The organism is Cellulomonas algicola, assembly GCF_019024305.1.
Lineage (GTDB): Bacteria > Actinomycetota > Actinomycetes > Actinomycetales > Cellulomonadaceae > Cellulomonas > Cellulomonas algicola.
The window spans coordinates 39716-57159 of the sequence record NZ_JAHKSJ010000002.1; the positions used below are offsets into that span (position 1 = coordinate 39716).

22 protein-coding genes and 1 riboswitch are annotated in these 17444 nt (G+C 74.0%); of the genes, 12 read left to right on the plus strand and 10 right to left on the minus strand.

The window, feature by feature from the left end:
* Nucleotides 1–75: 75 nt before the first annotated feature.
* Together KOV94_RS00215 and KOV94_RS00220 are read right to left on the minus strand one after the other, a co-directional pair.
* The gene (locus KOV94_RS00215; RefSeq protein WP_218050893.1) at nucleotides 76–384 is read right to left on the minus strand and encodes a type II toxin-antitoxin system TacA family antitoxin; all 309 of its coding nucleotides are present in this window, start codon (nucleotides 382–384) and stop codon (nucleotides 76–78) included.
* 79 nt (nucleotides 385–463) lie between these two features.
* Entirely contained in the window at nucleotides 464–976 is a 513-nt protein-coding gene (locus KOV94_RS00220; protein WP_218050894.1) for a GNAT family N-acetyltransferase, read from the minus strand.
* A gap of 372 nt (nucleotides 977–1348) precedes the next feature.
* Between KOV94_RS00220 and KOV94_RS00225 the strand changes: the two genes are divergently transcribed.
* Genes KOV94_RS00225 through KOV94_RS00240 form a run of 4 tightly spaced genes read left to right on the plus strand, consistent with a single transcriptional unit; the run spans nucleotide 1349 to nucleotide 3270 of the window.
* Entirely contained in the window at nucleotides 1349–2524 is a 1176-nt protein-coding gene (locus KOV94_RS00225; RefSeq protein ID WP_218050895.1) for a PP2C family protein-serine/threonine phosphatase, read from the plus strand.
* Nucleotides 2524–2856: an STAS domain-containing protein gene (locus KOV94_RS00230; protein WP_218050896.1), complete on the plus strand. Its 333-nt coding sequence runs from the start codon at nucleotides 2524–2526 to the stop codon at nucleotides 2854–2856. Before KOV94_RS00225 ends, KOV94_RS00230 begins: the two co-directional genes overlap by 1 nt.
* Entirely contained in the window at nucleotides 2846–3052 is a 207-nt protein-coding gene (locus KOV94_RS00235; RefSeq protein ID WP_218050897.1) for a hypothetical protein, read from the plus strand. The genes KOV94_RS00230 and KOV94_RS00235 overlap by 11 nt, the downstream gene beginning before the upstream one ends.
* 8 nt (nucleotides 3053–3060) lie before the next feature.
* Nucleotides 3061–3270 (plus strand): ATP-binding protein, encoded by a 210-nt coding sequence (locus KOV94_RS00240; RefSeq protein WP_218050898.1) that lies wholly within the window; start codon nucleotides 3061–3063, stop codon nucleotides 3268–3270.
* Nucleotides 3271–3379: 109 nt separating this feature from the next.
* Here the strand turns inward: KOV94_RS00240 and KOV94_RS00245 are convergent, their stop codons facing one another.
* The gene (locus KOV94_RS00245; RefSeq protein ID WP_218050899.1) at nucleotides 3380–4411 is read right to left on the minus strand and encodes a LacI family DNA-binding transcriptional regulator; all 1032 of its coding nucleotides are present in this window, start codon (nucleotides 4409–4411) and stop codon (nucleotides 3380–3382) included.
* Nucleotides 4412–4506: 95 nt separating this feature from the next.
* Here KOV94_RS00245 and KOV94_RS00250 point away from each other — a divergent pair, with 95 nt between their 5' ends.
* Together KOV94_RS00250 and bglX are read left to right on the plus strand one after the other, a co-directional pair.
* Nucleotides 4507–5832, plus strand: coding sequence for an MFS transporter (locus KOV94_RS00250; protein WP_218050900.1), 1326 nt, complete (start codon nucleotides 4507–4509; stop codon nucleotides 5830–5832).
* Nucleotides 5833–5884: 52 nt separating this feature from the next.
* The gene (gene bglX, locus KOV94_RS00255) at nucleotides 5885–8146 is read left to right on the plus strand and encodes a beta-glucosidase BglX (RefSeq protein WP_218050901.1); all 2262 of its coding nucleotides are present in this window, start codon (nucleotides 5885–5887) and stop codon (nucleotides 8144–8146) included.
* A gap of 117 nt (nucleotides 8147–8263) precedes the next feature.
* Here the strand turns inward: bglX and KOV94_RS00260 are convergent, their stop codons facing one another.
* The gene (locus KOV94_RS00260) at nucleotides 8264–8803 is read right to left on the minus strand and encodes a P-loop nucleotide/nucleoside kinase family protein (protein WP_218050902.1); all 540 of its coding nucleotides are present in this window, start codon (nucleotides 8801–8803) and stop codon (nucleotides 8264–8266) included.
* 132 nt (nucleotides 8804–8935) lie between these two features.
* On the opposite strand from KOV94_RS00260, the gene KOV94_RS21390 reads away from it, so the two are divergent.
* The 4 genes from KOV94_RS21390 to KOV94_RS00280 all read left to right on the plus strand — a co-directional run bounded on the left by KOV94_RS21390 (nucleotide 8936) and on the right by KOV94_RS00280 (nucleotide 10962).
* On the plus strand, nucleotides 8936–9127 hold the full coding sequence (locus KOV94_RS21390) for a DUF2510 domain-containing protein (RefSeq protein ID WP_218050903.1): 192 nt from the start codon (nucleotides 8936–8938) through the stop codon (nucleotides 9125–9127).
* Nucleotides 9128–9175: 48 nt separating this feature from the next.
* The gene (locus KOV94_RS00270) at nucleotides 9176–9796 is read left to right on the plus strand and encodes a dihydrofolate reductase family protein (protein ID WP_218050904.1); all 621 of its coding nucleotides are present in this window, start codon (nucleotides 9176–9178) and stop codon (nucleotides 9794–9796) included.
* Between the two features lie 162 nt (nucleotides 9797–9958).
* Nucleotides 9959–10534 (plus strand): DUF2510 domain-containing protein, encoded by a 576-nt coding sequence (locus KOV94_RS00275; protein WP_218050905.1) that lies wholly within the window; start codon nucleotides 9959–9961, stop codon nucleotides 10532–10534.
* An 89-nt stretch (nucleotides 10535–10623) separates the two neighbouring features.
* Nucleotides 10624–10962: a cupin domain-containing protein gene (locus KOV94_RS00280; RefSeq protein ID WP_124343525.1), complete on the plus strand. Its 339-nt coding sequence runs from the start codon at nucleotides 10624–10626 to the stop codon at nucleotides 10960–10962.
* Nucleotides 10963–10980: 18 nt separating this feature from the next.
* On the opposite strand, the gene KOV94_RS00285 is transcribed toward KOV94_RS00280, so the two are convergent.
* Entirely contained in the window at nucleotides 10981–11694 is a 714-nt protein-coding gene (locus KOV94_RS00285; protein WP_124343526.1) for a FadR/GntR family transcriptional regulator, read from the minus strand.
* Nucleotides 11695–11979: 285 nt separating this feature from the next.
* On the opposite strand from KOV94_RS00285, the gene KOV94_RS00290 reads away from it, so the two are divergent.
* On the plus strand, nucleotides 11980–12534 hold the full coding sequence (locus tag KOV94_RS00290; protein WP_218050906.1) for an SRPBCC family protein: 555 nt from the start codon (nucleotides 11980–11982) through the stop codon (nucleotides 12532–12534).
* 27 nt (nucleotides 12535–12561) lie between these two features.
* Here KOV94_RS00290 and KOV94_RS00295 read toward each other — a convergent pair whose 3' ends face one another.
* The 5 genes from KOV94_RS00295 to KOV94_RS00315 form a co-directional block, all read right to left on the minus strand.
* Entirely contained in the window at nucleotides 12562–13296 is a 735-nt protein-coding gene (locus tag KOV94_RS00295) for a phosphatase PAP2 family protein (protein WP_218050907.1), read from the minus strand.
* Nucleotide 13297: 1 nt separating this feature from the next.
* Nucleotides 13298–14101 (minus strand): phosphatase PAP2 family protein, encoded by an 804-nt coding sequence (locus tag KOV94_RS00300; RefSeq protein ID WP_218050908.1) that lies wholly within the window; start codon nucleotides 14099–14101, stop codon nucleotides 13298–13300.
* Between the two features lie 51 nt (nucleotides 14102–14152).
* Nucleotides 14153–15040: a L,D-transpeptidase gene (locus tag KOV94_RS21080; protein WP_308160292.1), complete on the minus strand. Its 888-nt coding sequence runs from the start codon at nucleotides 15038–15040 to the stop codon at nucleotides 14153–14155.
* Between the two features lie 143 nt (nucleotides 15041–15183).
* Nucleotides 15184–15726 (minus strand): flavin reductase family protein, encoded by a 543-nt coding sequence (locus tag KOV94_RS00310; RefSeq protein ID WP_218050910.1) that lies wholly within the window; start codon nucleotides 15724–15726, stop codon nucleotides 15184–15186.
* On the minus strand, nucleotides 15723–16301 hold the full coding sequence (locus tag KOV94_RS00315) for an NADPH-dependent FMN reductase (RefSeq protein ID WP_218050911.1): 579 nt from the start codon (nucleotides 16299–16301) through the stop codon (nucleotides 15723–15725). The genes KOV94_RS00310 and KOV94_RS00315 overlap by 4 nt, the downstream gene beginning before the upstream one ends.
* A 15-nt stretch (nucleotides 16302–16316) precedes the next feature.
* Nucleotides 16317–16426, minus strand: a riboswitch (SAM riboswitch).
* 149 nt (nucleotides 16427–16575) lie between these two features.
* On the opposite strand from KOV94_RS00315, the gene KOV94_RS00320 reads away from it, so the two are divergent.
* Entirely contained in the window at nucleotides 16576–17382 is an 807-nt protein-coding gene (locus KOV94_RS00320) for a tyrosine-protein phosphatase (RefSeq protein ID WP_218050912.1), read from the plus strand.
* Nucleotides 17383–17444: the final 62 nt, after the last annotated feature.

Below are 17444 nucleotides of genomic sequence, written 5' to 3' on the forward strand. Positions count from 1 at the left end.
GGTCGTCGTGTGACGAGGGGCGGTCCTACTCGCGGGACCGCCCCTCGTCGTGCTCGACAAGACGTGACGCGTCAGTCAGTGCGCTGCAAGCTTCTTGGTGGCGTGCGATGGCGTGTCACGTCGGACCGCCTCTATGAGCGCTGCGAGCTCGGGGATCACACGGGGCTCAGCGTCAAGTGCGGCGTCGACCTGGTCGAGTTCGCGTGGAGTCAACTGAATGACGCGCTCGCGGAGCAGGACATCCCGAGCGTGCTCCAGCGCGGCTCCGAGGACAAAGGCGGACACGTCCTGCTGCTGTGCTGCAGCCGCCTCGCGTATCGTTGCCAAGGCTTCAGGTGAGACTCGCATGTTGAGGCGTTCGGACCGCGCGGTTGCGGTGGGCATCTCTACTCCTTCGGGTTGCGTGGCAGTTGGGAACTGCTGCCCTCGCGAGCGTCCACTGTACGCACGTGGTGAGTACAGATCAATCCGAGCGGGAGGCGGCGAAGGTCGCGCGAAGGTCCTTCGTCGTCATGAACAGACTGAGCTCCTGGTCGAGGAACCGCTGGAAGCCGTGCTTGAGGTAGAAGCACGCGGCGTCCTCGTGCAGAGCGTGAACGACCACCATCTCGAACCCGATGTCGTCAGCCGCTGCCGCAAGCTTCTGTAGCGCGTCGAAGAGGAGCAGGCGGCCCGTGCCGCGACCTTGGTAGTCACGGTCCACAGCTAGGCGCGCAATCAGCATCGCGGGAACGGGGTAGCGGCGGCTACGACCTGTCGCAGCGATGGCGTCGGCCGCGGCTAGTTCGAACGTGCGCATCGAGTAGTAGCCGGCGATGCGCCCCATCCGCTCGTCGAGGAGCAGGGTAGTACGGACGTTGTCCTTGCGTTCGCTCTGCCCGGCGTACTTGATCAGCCACTCATCGAGTTCGTCTTCGCCGCAGCTGAAGGGGTGGAGCTTGAGGGCCGCCGGGTCGAACGGCCGTGAGATGAGCATCTGTCGAGTGCCCTCCGTTGAGATGAGGCATCGCTGCCATGGTCACCCTAGGGCGAAGTGGCGACTCGCGGTCGAGGTTCGTTTGCCTGTCCTCGCACCTGGCGATGGGGCGACGTTGTCCGCAGGTCAGGCCGATGCTGTGTGAGCACTTCGCGCAGATCAGTGTGAGCCTTCCTCGTGCTGAACGATCGCGTCGCAAGTCAGGCACTCGTGTCGCCACCCCGCCACCCGAACGGCCCCACCCGCGCCCAGATGCGGTTGTGGGGCCCCTCCGTCGTTCCGTGCGTCGGCGCCCTCCGTGGCCGAGGCGCCGCGCCGGTGGATCGCTCCTAGTGTGAGCCGTGGACGGACGCGGCGACGGCAGGGGGTGTCATGAGCACCGCGGCGCAGGAGGCGGAGCGCCTGGCGGAGGTGCCCACGGAGCGCTACGACCGGATCGTGCGGCTGGCGCAGGCGATCTTCGAGGTGCCGATCGCGTCGCTGAATCTCATCGGCGAGGACGAGCAGTTCGCGGTGGCGGCGGTGGGGACGCCGACGGCGACGTACCCGTTGTCGGCGGCGATCTGCGGGCACACGGTGCTGCAGGACGACATCTTCGAGGTCCCGGACCTGCGGGAGGACGAGCGGTTCCGGGAGCACTCGATCGTCATCGGCCCGTCGCAGGTGCGGCACTACGCGGGCGTCCCGCTGCGGGCGCCGAGCGGTCAGAAGGTGGGGGCGCTGTGCCTGCTCGACCGGGAGCCCGGCCGGCTCGACGCGGGCCAGCGGGAGATGCTGACCGACCTGGGCGCGGTGCTGGAGCGGGAGATCGCGGTGCAGGCGGAGATGCTGCGCGCGGGCGAGGTGCAGCGGCTGCTGCTGCCGGACCAGCCGCCGGAGCTCGCGGGGGTCGAGGTCGCGGGGCGTGTGCAGCAGGCGACGGAGGCCGGTGGGGACTTCTTCGACTGGCAGGTCGTGCCGGTGCCGCTGGGGTCGCGGCGGTTGCAGGTGGTGCTCGCGGACGTCATGGGGAAAGGGCTCGCGGCGTCGTTGATCGCGTCGGAGATGCGGGCTGTGCTGCGGACGCACTCGCACTACGTCGAGGTGGACGAGGCCGTCCGGCGGACGAACGACACGACGAGCCGGGACCTCGAGAGCAACGGACGGTTCGTGACGCTCTGGGCGGGACGACTGGACCCGGTCGACGGGAGCGTGGAGTTCGTCGACGCGGGGCACGGGCTGGCGGTGGTCGCGTCGGAGCGCGGGGTGCGCCGGCTGGCGCAGGAGCATCCGCCGCTGGGCGTGCCGGTGCCGTCGAGGTGGTCGAGCGTGCGGGACGTCCTGGCACCGGACGAGTCGTTGGTCGTGGTGAGCGACGGCGTGTTCGACGTGTTCGGGGGCGTCGATGAGGCGCTCGACGCGGTGCGGGCGGTCGCGGTGTCGGCGCGGTCGTGCGTGGAGCTCGTGGACAGGACGCTGGAGTTCGTCTCGGGCCAGGGGGCGACGGACGACGTCACCGTCGTCGCGGTGCGCACGAGGCCGACGGGACTCGAGCGGGGGGATGCGTGATGGAGCTGGACGAGCAGGACGCCGGTACGCACGTGACGCTCGTGGCGCGCCGGCGGTTGAACCTGGTGGCGGCACCGCTGGTCAGGTCCCGCATCGACGACCTGGTGCGCGACGGCCGGGTGCGGATCATCGTCGACCTGCAGGGTGTGGCGTCGGTCGACTCGTCCGGTCTGGGGGCGCTCATCGGCGGGTTGAAGTCGGCGCGGCAGGCGGGTGGCGACGTGCGGATCGCGGCGCCGGGTGAGCAGGTCCGTGCCGTGCTGGGGCTGACCAACCTCGACAAGGTGCTGACGCCGTACGAGTCGGTGGAGGCGGCGGGCCGTGACTGGTGAGCCGCGTGAGTACGTGCTCGAGGGGTTCGCGGTGCCGGAGGAGCTGTCGCACGTGAGCGACCTGCTCGAGCTCGCGGGTGCCGAGCACCCGGAGGTCGACCCGACCGACCTCATGCTGTTCGAGACGGCGGTCGTCGAGATCGCGAACAACGTGGTCGAGCACGGCAAGCCGCACGGGGCGTCCGGTGGCGCCTGACGCTGCGGGTGAGCGACGACGAGATCGTCGCGGACCTCGTCGACTCGGGTGCGGCGTTCGCGATCGACCTCGCCGCGACGATGCCCGGTGCCGACGCCGAGAGCGGGCGTGGCCTCGCACTCGCGGAGGCGGTGCTCGACGTGGTCGAGCTGCGGCGGGTCGGCGCCGCGAACCACTGGCACCTCGTGCGAAGGCTGCGTCACGCCGACCCGCACTGACAGGCGCGTGTGAGGTCGACGACCGCGCGCCCTCCGGCGGGCCGGCGCCGTCCGTCTGAGGCGCGCCGGTCGGGCGTCGCGACCGGTCAGGTCGGCGTGCCGCGGCCAGTCAGGCGGACTCGCGGACGACGAGCGTGATGGCCTCGGAGCGCGGTGGGCGCGGCGGGGTGCCGCCGGCGAGGCGCTGGAGGACGGCGGCGGTCAGGTAGTCCATGACGGCGTCGGCGTCCTGGCGGACGGTCGTCAGGGGCGGGTGCGCGAAGGGTGCCAGCGGGGTGTCGTCGACGCCGATGATCGCGAGGTCGGCGGGGGCGCTCAGGCCCAGGGAGCGCATTCCGGCGAGCAGGGCGAAAGCCTGGTCGTCGTTGTACGCGCACACGGCGGTCACGGCCGGTGACTCGGCGCGCCACGCGGTGACGGCCGCGGCGGCACCGGCGACGTCCATCGGCACGACGCGTGCCGACGGCTCCGCGAGCCCGAGCTCGAAGGCGGCGGTGCGGACGCCGTCGAGCCGCAGGTCGCGGAAGACGGTGACGCGGGGGTCGTCGGGCAGGCCGTAGCCGATGTGCCGGTGGCCGGTCGCGGCGAGGTGCTGGAGCTGCGTGGCGCCGATGAGGGTGTGCGACAGCGTGAGCACGCCCTGGGCGGAGCGGCGCGGGCGGACGAGCGCGCTGACGACGGGAATGCCGGCGTCCTCCATGGCGCGCTGCTCGGCGTCGTCGAGCCCGTCGAGGCTGACGACGGCGGCGGGTGCGACGGTCCGCCACAGCCCGGACAGGGCCGAGCCGTCGGTGGTCCGACGCACGAACAACGACAGGCCCTGCGCCTGGAGGCGCTCCGTCAGACCCTCGACGAGCGTCACGACGGCAGGGCCGATCGGCCAGTCGGGGAGCAGGAACAGGACGACGTCCGATCGGCCCGTCCGGAGTGCCCGCGCGGCCCCGTGGGGCGCGTAGCCCAGGCGTGCGACGGCGTCCTGGACGCGCTGACGGGTGGCTGCGGGGATCGTCTGGCCTGGGGTGTTGTTCAGGACGTAGCTCACGGTGGCCTGCGAGACCCCGGCTTCCCGGGCGACATCCGTCGCCGTGACCCTCCGACGTGCAGTTCCGTCCGGGGAAGACGCGCGTCTTGACGGGGCCATGCGGGCAACTTTAACGTATCAGCGGCACTGATACGTAAAAGTGGGCCGATCACCGGCCCGCCACCCACAGTCCCCCTCCACCTCCGGAGGTCCCCATGGCCACGAACCCCTACGGCACCACGCCGCCGACGCCGGCGGCCGCGGTCGCCTACGACGTGCTCGAGCCTCGCGAGCGTCACTGGTTCAGCGAGCCGACCCGCAAGGTCGGACCGCGCTTCACGATCGCGCTCTTCGTCGCGCAGCTCGTCTTCTTCGTCGCACTCCTCGGCCCCGCCATCGTCGGCATCGCGGTCAAGGTCGACTCGATCGTCCCGGAGGCGCAGCGCACCTCCGCCGTCGCGCTCGTCGCCGGGTTCGGCGCCGCGGCGGCGTTCATCGCCAACGTGCTGTTCGGCCGGTTCTCCGACCGGACCACGTCCCGCTGGGGTCGGCGGCGGCCCTGGCTCGTCGGCGGCACCGTCGTCATGACGCTCGCCTTCGTGATCATGGCGCTCGGCACGAACGTCGCCATGGTCACGCTCGGCTGGTTCCTCGCGCAGATCGGCGCGAACGCCACGCTCGCGCCGTTCGTCGCGACGCTCGCCGACCAGGTGCCGAAGGTGCAGCGCGGCAAGATCGCCGCGGCTCTCGGCATGGCGCAGAACATCGGCATCTACGGCGGGACGCTCGTCGCGCAGTTCTTCCAGGACGACCTGCTCGTCATGTTCGTCGGGCCCGCGATCCTCGCGGTCGTCGCGATGGCCGTCTACGCGTGGGTCCTGCCCGACCAGGTGCTGCCCGGCAAGCCCGAGCGCATGGCGCTGCGCGAGTGGGTCACGACGTTCTGGGTCAGCCCGCGCCGTCACCCGGACTTCGCGCTCGCGTGGTGGTCCCGGTTCCTCATCGTGCTCGCGACGTTCATGTTCACGACGTTCCGGCTGTTCTACATGCAGGACCGGATCGGCCTGGAGTCCGGCGAGGCGGTCGCGGCGGTGTCGACCGGCGTGCTCATCTACACGGTCGTGCTCGTCGCGGTGTCGCCCGTCGCCGGCTGGATCTCCGACCGCACGGGTCGCCGCAAGTTCTTCGTCGCCGGGTCCACGCTGATCTTCGCGATCGGCACGCTCATGCTCACGCAGGCCGGCACCGTCGGGCAGTTCTACGCCGTCGAGGCGATCCTCGGCCTGGCGTACGGCATCTACGTCGGCGTCGACCTCGCGCTCGTCGTCGACGTGCTGCCCAACCCCGACGACTCCGGCAAGGACCTCGGCGTCTTCAACATGGCCAACGCGATCCCGCAGACGCTCGCGCCCGCGCTCGGCGGTGTGCTGCTCGCGGTCAACAGCGCCGTGAACCAGAACTACGACCTGCTGCTGTGGGTCGCCGGCATCGCGAGCGTCATCGGGGCGCTGGTCATCATCCCGATCAAGAAGGTCCGCTGAGCGGCACGCCCGCGCCAGCCGCCCGCCCAGCACCGTCCAGGAAAGGACCGACATGACCGTCACCGACACCACCCGCGCCACCGACGAGGGCGCGATCCGCGCCCGCGTCGAGGAGCTCCTCGCCGACATGACGATCGAGGAGAAGGCCGGCCAGCTCACGCAGTACTTCGCGTTCGACCTCCCCGAGGGTGAGGCCACCGTCAGCGACCTGCCGCAGGTGCCCGGCGAGGTCGACGACGCGCTCGCGCGCGGCGGCGCCGGCTCGCTGCTGTTCGTCAACGACGCCGCCCGCACCAACCGCCTGCAGCGGCTGGCCGTCGAGGGTTCGCGCCACGGCATCCCGGCGCTGTTCGGGTACGACGTCATCCACGGGCTGCGCACGATCCTGCCCGTCCCGATCGCGCTCGCGGCGTCGTGGGACCCCGACACGATCGAGCGGGGTCAGGCGGTCGCGGCCCGTGAGGCGCGTGCGGTCGGCATCCACTGGACGTTCGCGCCGATGGTCGACATCGCGCGCGACCCGCGCTGGGGTCGCATCGTCGAGGGTGCGGGCGAGGACCCGTACCTCGGCTCGGCCGTCGCGGCGGCGCAGGTGCGCGGCTTCCAGGGCGGCCGGATCGGCACGCCCGAGCGCGTCGTCGCCGGTCCGAAGCACTTCGCGGGGTACGGCGCCGCGATCGGCGGACGCGACTACGACGAGGTCGACCTGTCCGACCAGCAGCTCCGCAACGTGTACCTGCCGCCGTTCAAGGCCGCGGTCGACGCGGGGGCGGGCAACCTCATGACGGCGTACATGCCGCTCAACGGCGTCCCCGCGACGGCCGACGAGTGGCTGCTCAAGGACGTGCTGCGCGACGAGTGGGGCTTCGACGGCTTCCTCGTGAGCGACGCGAACGCGGTGCGCAACCTCGTCACGCACGGCTTCGCGGCCGACGCGCCCGACGCCGCGGCGCGTGCCGTCGAGGCGGGCCTGGACCTCGAGATGGCGATCTCCGACCCGGCGTACGCGCACCTCCCGCAGGCCGTCGCGGACGGTCGCGTCAGCATCGAGGCCGTCGACGCGTGCGTCCGACGCATCCTCGAGGTCAAGCTGCGGCTCGGGCTGTTCGACGACCCGTTCGTCGACGAGGACCGCGCGCGCGACGTGCTCGCCGACCCCGCGCACCGTCAGGTCGCCCGCGAGGCCGCCCAGCGCTCGGCCGTCCTGCTGCGCAACGAGGGCCACCTGCTGCCGCTCCGCGCGGAGACGCTGACGTCGGTCGCCGTCATCGGCCCGCTCGCCGACTCGAAGCGCGACACGCTCGGCCCGTGGGTCTTCGACTACGACCTCGACGAGACGGTCACGGTCCTCGACGGCCTGCGCGCCCGCCTCGCCGACGGCGGCACGGAGGTCCGCTACGCGCCCGGTGTCCGCCCCGCGCAGCGGACCTTCCCGTCGATGTTCGAGATGTTCCCGGGCAACGCGACGCCCGACCCGGAGAACTTCGACGACGAGGCCGAGCTCGCCCGCGCGGTCGAGGTGGCGCGCAGCAGCGACGTCGCCGTCGTCGTGGTCGGCGAGTGGCAGGGGATGATCGGCGAGGCCGCGTCGCGGTCGTCGCTCGAGCTCCCCGGACGCCAGCTCGAGCTGCTCCAGGCGGTCGCCGCGACGGGCACGCCCGTCGTCCTGCTCGTCATGAACGGCCGGCCGCTCGACCTGCGGTGGGCCGCCCAGCACGTGCCCGCGATCCTCGACGTCTGGTACCCCGGCACGCAGGGCGGCACGGCCGTCGCGGACCTGCTGCTCGGCGACGTCGCGCCCGGCGGCAAGCTGCCGTTCTCGTGGCCGCGGACCGTCGGCCAGGTGCCGATGATCTACTCGCACACCACGTCGTTCGAGCCGCAGAACCAGGGCCGGCGGTACTGGGACGAGGAGAGCACGCCGCTGTTCCCGTTCGGGTTCGGGCTCGGCTACGGCGAGTTCACGTACTCCGACCTGCGGCTCGACGCCGAGACGGTCCCGCGCGACGGGCGTCTGACCGCGTCCGTCACCGTGACCAACACCGGCGCGCACGACGGCGACGAGGTCGTGCAGCTCTACCTGCACCAGCGCCACGGCCGGGCCGCGCGACCCGTCCGGGAGCTCAAGGGCTTCCGCCGCCTGCACCTGGCCGCCGGGAAGTCGCAGACGGTCACGTTCGAGGTCGGCCCCGACGAGCTGCGGTACTGGAGCGCCGCCGCGCGCGACTGGGTCGTCGACGCCTCGACGTTCGACCTGGGCATCGGCGGCGACAGCACCGTCCCGCTGACGGCGTCGTTCACCACGACCGCTTGACGCGCGCCGCCGCACCCCCGCGCACCGTCGACCCGGTGCGCGGGGGTGCGGCGTGCTCGCCCGGCGTGAGCCGGTCGTCGCAGTGAAGGACGTCGCGGGTCGGCGACCGCCGCGCCGTCAGCCGACCGACGGCGGCCAGCGGTGCCGGCGCCACGCGTCCCACGTCGCGAAGCCCGGCGGTGGGGCGTCGACGGGCTCGGTGCCGGCGAGCTCTCCCGGCGTCGGGACGTCGATGGCGGCCGCCCACGCGGCGAGCTCCTCGTCGGTCATGTGCCACGTGGTGTGCGGCTCCTCGGTGTGGCGGCGGTCGAGCCGTCGACGCTGCTCGTCGGGGGCGAGCGTCAGGTAGCGCAGCTCGACGAAGGCCTCGCGGTCCGCGGCCGCCTGACGCAGCGCGGACCGCTCGTCGCGGGACCACAGGCCGAAGTCGAGCACGACGTCCGTGCCGAGCTCGAGCACGCGCAGGGCGACCTCGATCAGCCGTCCCTCGACGACAGCGGTCGCGTCGGGCGGGTTGTCGTTGCCGTACAGCGCCTTGACCCACTCGTCCTTGGTGAGGCGCAGCGCGCCCCGCTCGACCTCGATGCGCCGCGCCTCGGTCGTCTTCCCGGTGCCCGGCAGGCCGACGGTGAGGTACAGGGTCGGTCGGGTCGTCATCGTCCCCCCTCCGTGTCGGTGCCGTCATCATCGCCGACGCCGCCCGCGGCAGCGACGGTCGCGGCGGACGCACGCCGGTCCGGGCGGGCGGAAACCCTCAAGTCACGGGGCCTTCCCGCCGACGGGGAACTCATGGCCAGAAGGAGGATCCCCGCGGGCTGGTATCCCGACACGCGTCGGCGCGGGCAGCACCGGTGGTTCGACGGGCGCGAGTGGACCGAGCACACCGTGCCGACGACCGCCGTGCCCGGGCCGCCGCCGCCCGGTCCCCGCCCGGGTCGCAACCGTCGAGGGGTCGTCCCGGCCCCGCCGTCCGTGGTCTGATCGTCCGTGGTCGCGCGTCGGGGCGCGGCCCCGACCCCGGAGGACGCCATGGCGACGCTCGTCTCGACCTTGTTCATCTCCCTCGACGGAGTCGCGGAGATCGACCCCGCGTGGCACTTCCCGTACTTCGACGAGCGGATGGGCCAGGCCGTCGGCGAGGACTACGAGGACGTCGACGTCCTGCTGCTCGGGCGCGTGACGTACGACAGCTTCGCGGGCGCGTGGCCGGACCGTGAGGCGGCCGGCGGCGAGGACGCGCCGTTCGCCGCGACGCTCGGCGACACCCGCAAGGTCGTCGCGACGCGCGGCGACCAGGACCTGGGCTGGCGCAACGTCGAGCGGGTCGACGGGGACCTCGTCGCGGCGGTGACGGCGCTCAAGGCCGACCCGGCCGTCGGGAAGATCCTCGTGCCCGGGTCGCTCTCCGTCGTCCGGCAGCTGCTCGCGGCCGGGCTGCTCGACGAGCTGCGGCTGCTCGTCCACCCCGTCGCGGCGCGCAAGGGCGAGCGGCTGTTCGACGAGGGCGGGCCGATCTACCCGCTGCGGCTGGTCGCGTCGGAGGCCCTGCCCACGGGTGTCGTCCGGCTGATCTACGCGCCGAGCGCGCTGCCGGGCCAGGCGGCGTACGAAGACGTCGTCGACAAGGTGCCGGGCGCCGGTCACGACTGACGCCTCGACGACACCGGCGACGGCGACCGCCGCCCGGCGCGACGGCGCACGGCTCGCGGCGCGCGGCGCACGTCGTCGCCCTGACGTCAGGCCAGCCGGCGCAGGTGCGGGTCGGGCCGGCGTCGGCTCAAGTCGGCGACCTCGCACGCCGACTACAGGGGCGTGAGCGAGCACGCGCCCGGGTGGTACGCCGACGGTGTGACGCCCGGCGTCCTGCGCTGGTTCGACGGCGCGGGCTGGACCGAGCACACGACGCCGCAGCCACCGCCTGCACCGGTCGCCGCGGTCCCCGCAGCGGCGCAGGTGCCGGCCGGGGGCGGCGCGGCGCCCGGCTACGCGACCGCGGCCGCCGGTGCGCCCGGGTACGCCGCACCCGTGCCGACGTGGGGCGGCGCGCCTGCGCAGCACGCGACCTTCGGTGCCCCCGGCTACGCCGGAGCCGCGTACGGCTACGCCCCACCGACGGCGACCGACGAGAACGGCCCCCGCAACGCGATGCACTGGGTCGTGCCCGTCGGGCGGTCGTGGCAGTCGATCCTCGCGGGCTACCTCGGGCTGCTCGCGCTCGGGATCTGGGTGCTCGGGCCGTTCGCGATCGGCGTCGGGGTCTGGGCGCTCGTGCGCGCACGGGCGGGCGGTCACGGGAGCGGCCGCGGGGTGTTCGGCGTGGTCGGCGGCCTGCTGGGCACCGCGGCGATGATCTGGTTCGTCGCGTCGGGAGCGATGACCGCGCCCTGACCGCCGCGGCGAGCAGACTGCGCGGGTCGGCGGGCGCCCGGGCGGCGTCCTTCCTACGATCGAGCCGACTGCTCGCGGAGGAGACCGGCGTGATCGACCTGACTGCCCTGGCGGACCAGCACCTCGAGAGTGCCCGCACCGACCCGCACGGCCGCAGCGCGGAGCTCGTCGCGCACGACGGCGAGCTGCGGCAGACCGTCCTCGCGCTCACGGCGGGGTCGCGGCTCGGCGAGCACAACTCGCCCGCGGCGGCGACGCTGCAGGTGCTGCGCGGGCGGGTGCGCGTCGAGTCGGACGACGTGCAGGCAGAGCCGGGTGCGGGCGAGCTGTGGGTGCTCACGCACGAGCGGCACTCCGTCGTCGCGCTGGAGGACAGCGTCTTCCTGCTGACGACGGTGACGAACGTGGACCGCGGCACGTACGCCTGACGGTGCTCGGCACGCGCATCAGAGCAGCGTCGCCGCGTACTCCTCGACGCCCATGAGGTGCGCTGCCATGTGGACGCGCGCGCGGTCGGCGTCGTGCGCCTCGAGCGCCGCGAGGATCGCCCGGTGCTCGGCCTGCGCGACGCGCACGGCGCCGTCCTCCCGGATCGCGCGCCACAGCCGGGCGCGCGCGGTGCTGCCGGCGAGCGAGTCGAGCAGCCCGGCGAGCACGGGGTTGCCCGACGCCCGGTGGACGACCGCGTGGAAGCGCAGGTCGGCGTCGATGACGGCGGTCAGGTCGTGGTCGGGCTCGTCGAGCAGCGCGTCGACGGAGTCGAGGAGCGTGCGCAGCTCGCGCAGGGTGGCGTCGTCGATCTCGACGGCGGCCCGGCCGACGCCCTCGACCTCGAGGACCCGGCGGACGCGTGCGAGGTGCACGGCGTCGTCGCGGCCGGGCAGGTCGGCCAGGAAGCCGACGGGTTCGAAGAGGCGGGCCGGGTCGAGCGAGGTCACGTAGGTGCCGTCGCCGCGCCGGGTGCCGAGGACGCCGAGCAGCACGAGCGCGCGGACCCCTTCGCGCAGCGGCCCGCGCGAGACGCCGAGCCGGGCGGCGAGGTCCTTCTCGACGGGCAGCCGCGACCCCGGTCCGAGCTCGCCGGACAGGATCATCGCCTTGATGCCGTCGATGACGACGTCCGTCTGGGAGGCCGTCGGGTGGGGCGCCGGGCCGCGCATCGAGCCATCGTAGTGACGGCCTCGTGACGGGCGCCGTCCCCCGTGGGGGCGAGGGCGGCGCCGTGACCGGCACCCGTCCGGCGGTACGTGCGTCGTGCGAGAGCCCGCGGCTGACACTGGCGAGGTCGCGCCGCGGGCGCGAGCCCCAGTCCGACGTCCTCGCGCTGAGAGTGCGCTGAGGCGTGCGTGCGGCTGGCCCTGCGCGCGTCCTAGCGTCGGCGACAGGTCGAGGTGGGTGCCGCGGCACGGGCCGCGCGACGACGGCCGGTCGGTCAGGGGGACGCGATGAGCGTGGCGACGGTGTGGGGTGCCCGGCCCGACGAGGTGGCGGGCCGGTACGCGTGCGACGACGAGGCGGCCGACCACCCGGTGCGTCTCCTGCGGGCGGTCGACGTGGCCGCGCCGGCGGACGTCGCGTTCGCGTGGCTGTGCCAGCTGCGGCTCGCGCCCTACAGCTATGACCTGCTCGACAACGGCGGCAGGCGCAGCCCGCGGACGCGCACCGTGGACCCGGCGGACCTCGTGCCGGGCACGACGATGATGCAGATCTTCGCGCTCACGTCGGTGGTCCCGGGCGAGCACCTGACCATGCGCATCGTCGACCGCCGCGCTCTCGCGGTGTTCGGGCCGGTCACGGTGACGTACGCGGTGCACGCCGACGGCCCGGACCGCTCGCGCTACGTGGCGGTCCTGCGGATCGGCTCACCGCAGCGGGGCAGGCTCGTCTCCGTCGGGCGTGGGCTGCTCGCGTGGGGTGACCTCGTCATGATGCGCAAGCAGCTGCTGACGCTCGCCGCGCTCGCGGGTCGCGAGGCACGCGAGGAGCAGGGGGCGCGGTAGACCGGGCGGCGGCCCGCCCGGCAGCCGTCAGCCGCGCGACCTGCCCGCGCCGACCGTCTGACGCTTCGAGCGCGCCGACCGCACGTCGCGCTGCAGGTAGTTCCACGCGAGGACCGCGCAGGCGACACCGTTGACGAACCCCATGGTCACGTCGGTGAGCGAGTGCATGCCGCGGTACATGCGGCCGATGCCGACCGCGAACGGCACGAGGACGCACAGGATCGTCGCGACCCACCGCAGCACGGGGTTGCCGATGCGCTGGCAGAGCGCGGCGAGCGTCAGGTAGAAGGCGGTCGCGGCGCCCGTGTGCCCGCTCGGGTAGGACGACGTCGGAGGCGACACGTCGAGCTGCTCGACCTCGGGCCGGGTGCGGCCCACGACCAGTGCGGACGTGAGGAAGACGATCGCCTGCAGCGACACCGCGAGCCCGGGCACGACGGCGAACCACCACTGCTTGGTCTTCCACCAGATCAGCGCGATGGCCAGCGCGCACGCGCCGATGATGAACTCCGTCTGACCGATCCCGGACAGGAACGTCGTCAGGGTGTTGAGCGCGCCGGTGCGGCGGCTCACGAACCACTCGTTGACGCCGGCCTCGCCCGGCAGCCCGCCCAGCGGCCCGACGATGAGCAGCCCGACGCCGACGATCACCAGCCACAGCCCGACGCCGGGCAGCAGCGCGCGGCGGGACAGGTCGCGCCAGAACTGCCGGGACGTCGGGGCCGACGTGTCCAGCTCGTAGCGGTGCAGGAACTCGTGCACGTCAGGGCTCCTCAGGGGGGACGGGCGGGCCGGCAGGGTGCCGGTCGCCGGGGGCGGGGGTGGTCGACGGGACGCCGTCGTCGCGTCGACCGGTCTCGGGCACGGCGTCGCCGCCATGGGGGACGTCGGGGACGTCGGCGGGTGGGGGCGTGTCGGCGCCCCAGCCGCGGTAGCCGACGTAGGAGGCTCCGGCGATCGCGACGCCGAGGAGGACCCCGGCGACGACGTCCGACGGGAAGTGGACGCCGAGCAGCACGCGGTCGGCGGCGGTGAGGACCACCGCGAGGCCCGCGACGGTGGGCACGACGACGCGTCCGGCGCGACCGAGCAGCGGCCACACCAGCAGCGTCAGCGTGACCGCGGCGACGGCCGTGTTCGTCGCGTGACCGGACGGGAAGCTCGAGCCTGGCGCGTGCTCGACGGCGTCCTCGACGACTGGCCGGGCGCGCTGCACGACGCCCTTCGCGGCGAGCTGGAGGCCCCACCCGGCGGCGATCGTGACGGCCGCCCACAGCGCGCGCGTGCCGAGGCGGTGCCGTCGCCACACCCACACGCACAGCAGCGCGCCCGCGGTGTTGACGACGACCGCCTGGAACGCGGTCTGCCAGGCCACGAGCACGCTGCGCAGCGCCGGGTTCGCGCGCGTGAGGTCCGTCGCGGCGACGATCGCGGACTGGTCGACGTGGACGATCGCGGTCACCTGCCCGCGCACGAGGAACGCGAGCACGACGACGGGGAGCGCGACGGCGGCACCGAGCGTCGCGGCGCGCACGAGTGCGCGTCGGCGGACGGTCGTGGCTCGCATGCGGTGAGGGTAGGGGCGTCGGGGCGCGCGCGCCCGGCGAGACGGCGCAGGTCAGCCGACGGTCGTGACGACCGTGCCCGCGGGCGCCTGCCACAGCACGTCGAGCACGTCGTCGGTGACGCGCACGCACCCGTTCGACACGGCGCCGCGGCCGCGCAGCGTCGTGGTGTGGATCGCGGTGACGGCCGTGCCCGTGGGCTTGTCGTAGTGGTCGATCGTCTCGCTCTGCGTCGACAGCGGGAGGACGCGCGGGGTCGTCGTGCCCGGCTCCGACCAGCGCAGGCCCAGCAGGAACGCCAGCCCGTGCGGGGTCGGCGTCGCGGGTGCGCCCGTCGCGACCACGGGGAACGTGCGGACCGACGTGCCGTCGTCGACGGTGAGCGTCTGCGCGGACACGTCGACCACGACCGACCAGTCGGTGCCCGACGGCATCAGGTCCGTCGTGCGGACCCATCCGGTGCGCCCGTTGACCTGCGCGCGGTCGTCGCGGGGGAGCGCGCCGCGCGTCGCGAGGAGCACCTGGACCCAGCCCGCGGCCTCGTCGACGACGGGCAGCACGTTCGCGGCGCCGAGCACGTCGGTCGGCAGGACGCCGACGGCGGGGCCGCCGACGCTCGCGTGGACCGCGGTCGGCTCGGACACGACGACGGTCCGCCACCGGCCGAGCGACGGGTCGTCGTTCTCGAGCGGCATCAGGCCCTCGCTGCCGGGCAGCCCCGGGACGACGTGCAGGACGTCGACCACGGGCAGCGTCGCGAGGTCGACGGGCGGGGGTGGCGCGGGCGCGGCGGCCTTGGCGACCGCGACGGGTGCGGCGAGCTCGACGGGCGGGGGAGCCGCGACAGGGCTGTCCGTGGCGCACCCGGCCACCCCGACGGCGAGCGCGAGCGCGACGGCCGCACCGGCCGCGCGGCGGCTGACGGGGACGGACGTGCGCACGAGGACCTCCGGGGTCGGGATCCCATCGTCCGTCAGCGAGGGTCCGCGCGGCAAAGGCGCGAGCGCCGCGAGGACGCGGACGAGCCCCGCGCGGAGGGGTGCGCGGGGCTCGCCGGTGGCGGTGGGCAGCTCGCCGGGACGCGTCAGATCGCGGTCGCGTCCCCGATCCGGTGGTACGTGCGGTCGTGGTAGACGAGCGGGGCGACCTCGTCGGTCGTGCCGTGCGCGAGCGCGCGAACCGACACCAGGTAGGACCCACCGACGGGTGTGCGCTGCACGACGCGCCCGCGCACCCACGACACGGCGCCCTCGATCACGGGCTCGCCGGTCGGCAACGCGGTCCAGCCGCCTGCGGCGAACCGGTCGATGCCGCTGGTCGCGAACCGGGCGGACACGTCGTCCTGCGCGCCGGACAGGAAGCTGATCGCGAGCGACCGGGCCTGGGAGACGGCGGGCCAGGACGACGACGTCGACGCGAGCGAGAAGGCCAGCAGCGGCGGCGCGGCGGACACGGAGATGACGGACGTCGCGGTGAAGCCGACGAGCCGGTCGCCGTCGGTGAGGGTCACGACCGCGACGCCCGCGGGGTGCCGGCGGAACACCTCCTTGTACGCGTCGGGCGTGAGCTGCTCCTCGTCCTGCTGGACGAGGTCGGCGTCGAGCGCGCGCAGGATCTCGGCGGTCATCGCAGCGCCTCCGCGAGGTCGGCCGCGTCGCGGACGGCGCGGCGCAGCGGTTCGGCGGCCCGGTCGAGCCAGCGGTCGACGACTGCGTCGAGCGCCGCGGGGTCCCGCAGGTCGGCCTCGGTGACGACGAGCGCGCGCGTCGGGACGGTCGCACCGAGCTCGACGAGCAGCGGCCGCAGGTGCACCTCGCCGACGAGCGCGTGCGCGGGCGAGCCGGTGACGACCAGCGGGACCGCGACGACCCCCGCGAGCCCGTCGGGGCCGTACCCGTCGAGGAACGCCTTGAGCAGCCCGGTGTACGACGCCTTGTAGACGGGCGTCGCGACGACGAGGACGCCCGCAGCGGCGACGGTCCGCAGCGCGGCGTCGGCGGCCGGACGCGCGGGCGCGAACAGCTCGCCCGCGACGTCGGCCAGGTCGACGGTCGTCACGCCGGCGGTGGTGGGGCCGGCAGGGTCGGCGCCGAGGTGCGGCAGCAGGCGGCCGGCGACGTGCTCGGCGGTGCTGCGGGTGCGGGAGGCCGGGCGCGGGTTGCCCACGAGGGCGACGACGCTCGGACCGGTCGGGTGGCTCACGGTGCGGCTCCTTCACGTTCACGCTTGCCGCACCGGGTGGTGCGGCCTGGTCATCTCCCGGAGCACCCCGTCGTGGAGGGGTTGCTGACCAGCGAGCCGGGGCTTGCGTGCTGGTGCTCGTGACCTGGCCGCGGTTTCTACCAGCGGTCGCGGCGGCGGCAAGGGGTCGGGGGACGTCTTCTCGATATGCGGACAAGACCAGTCGGGATTTCGCACGGCCGCAGCCCACCGGGGAGGCGTCGCCCGCTCGTCGCCGCCGTGCCACGATCGCCGCATGACGGACGTCGTCGACCCGCACGCGCTCCCCGCGACCGCCGTGACCAACCTGCGCGACCTCGGCGGCCGCCCGACCGCGGACGGCGGGACCGTCGCGCGCGGCGTCGCGTTCCGCTCGGCCGAGCTCACGTCGGACGGCGTCCCCGACGACCCCGTGCTCACCGCGCTCGGTGTGCGCACCGTCGTCGACCTGCGCACCGCCGCCGAGCGCGAGGCCCGGCCCGAGCGGGTGCCCACGGGTGCGCGGCTCGTCGAGCTCGACGTGCTCGCCGACCTCCCCGGGAACGCCGCCGCGCAGGCGGCCACGCTGCTCACCCGTCCCGCGGTGCTGCTCGAGACGCTCGACGGCATGGACGTCGCCGAGCAGATGCGCGCCACCTACCGGCGGCTCGTGTCGTCGCCGGCGGCGCTCGCGGGCTACGCGACGTTCGCGCGCACCGTCATCGACGCGCAGGGCACGCCTGTGCTGTTCCACTGCACGGCGGGCAAGGACCGCACGGGATGGGCCGCGACCGTGCTGCTGCTCGCGGCCGGCGTCGACGAGGACGGCGCGACGGACGAGTTCCTCGCGGTCAACCCGGCGGTCCGGGCGACGTTCGCGCCGCTGCTCGCGCAGCTCGAGGCCGCGGGTGGCGACCCCGCCCTCGTCTCTCCGTTCCTCGAGGTGCGCGAGGACTACCTGCGGGCCGCGCTCGACACCGTCGAGGCCCGGTTCGGGTCGTTCGACGGGTACCTCGCCGACGGGCTCGGGCTCACGCCGCTCGAGGTCGAGGCGCTGCGCCGCACCCTGCGCGCCGACGCCTGACAGCGGGCCGCACCGCGCGGTTCGTCCGGTTGGTCCGTTCGGGTGGTCCGGTATGTCCGATG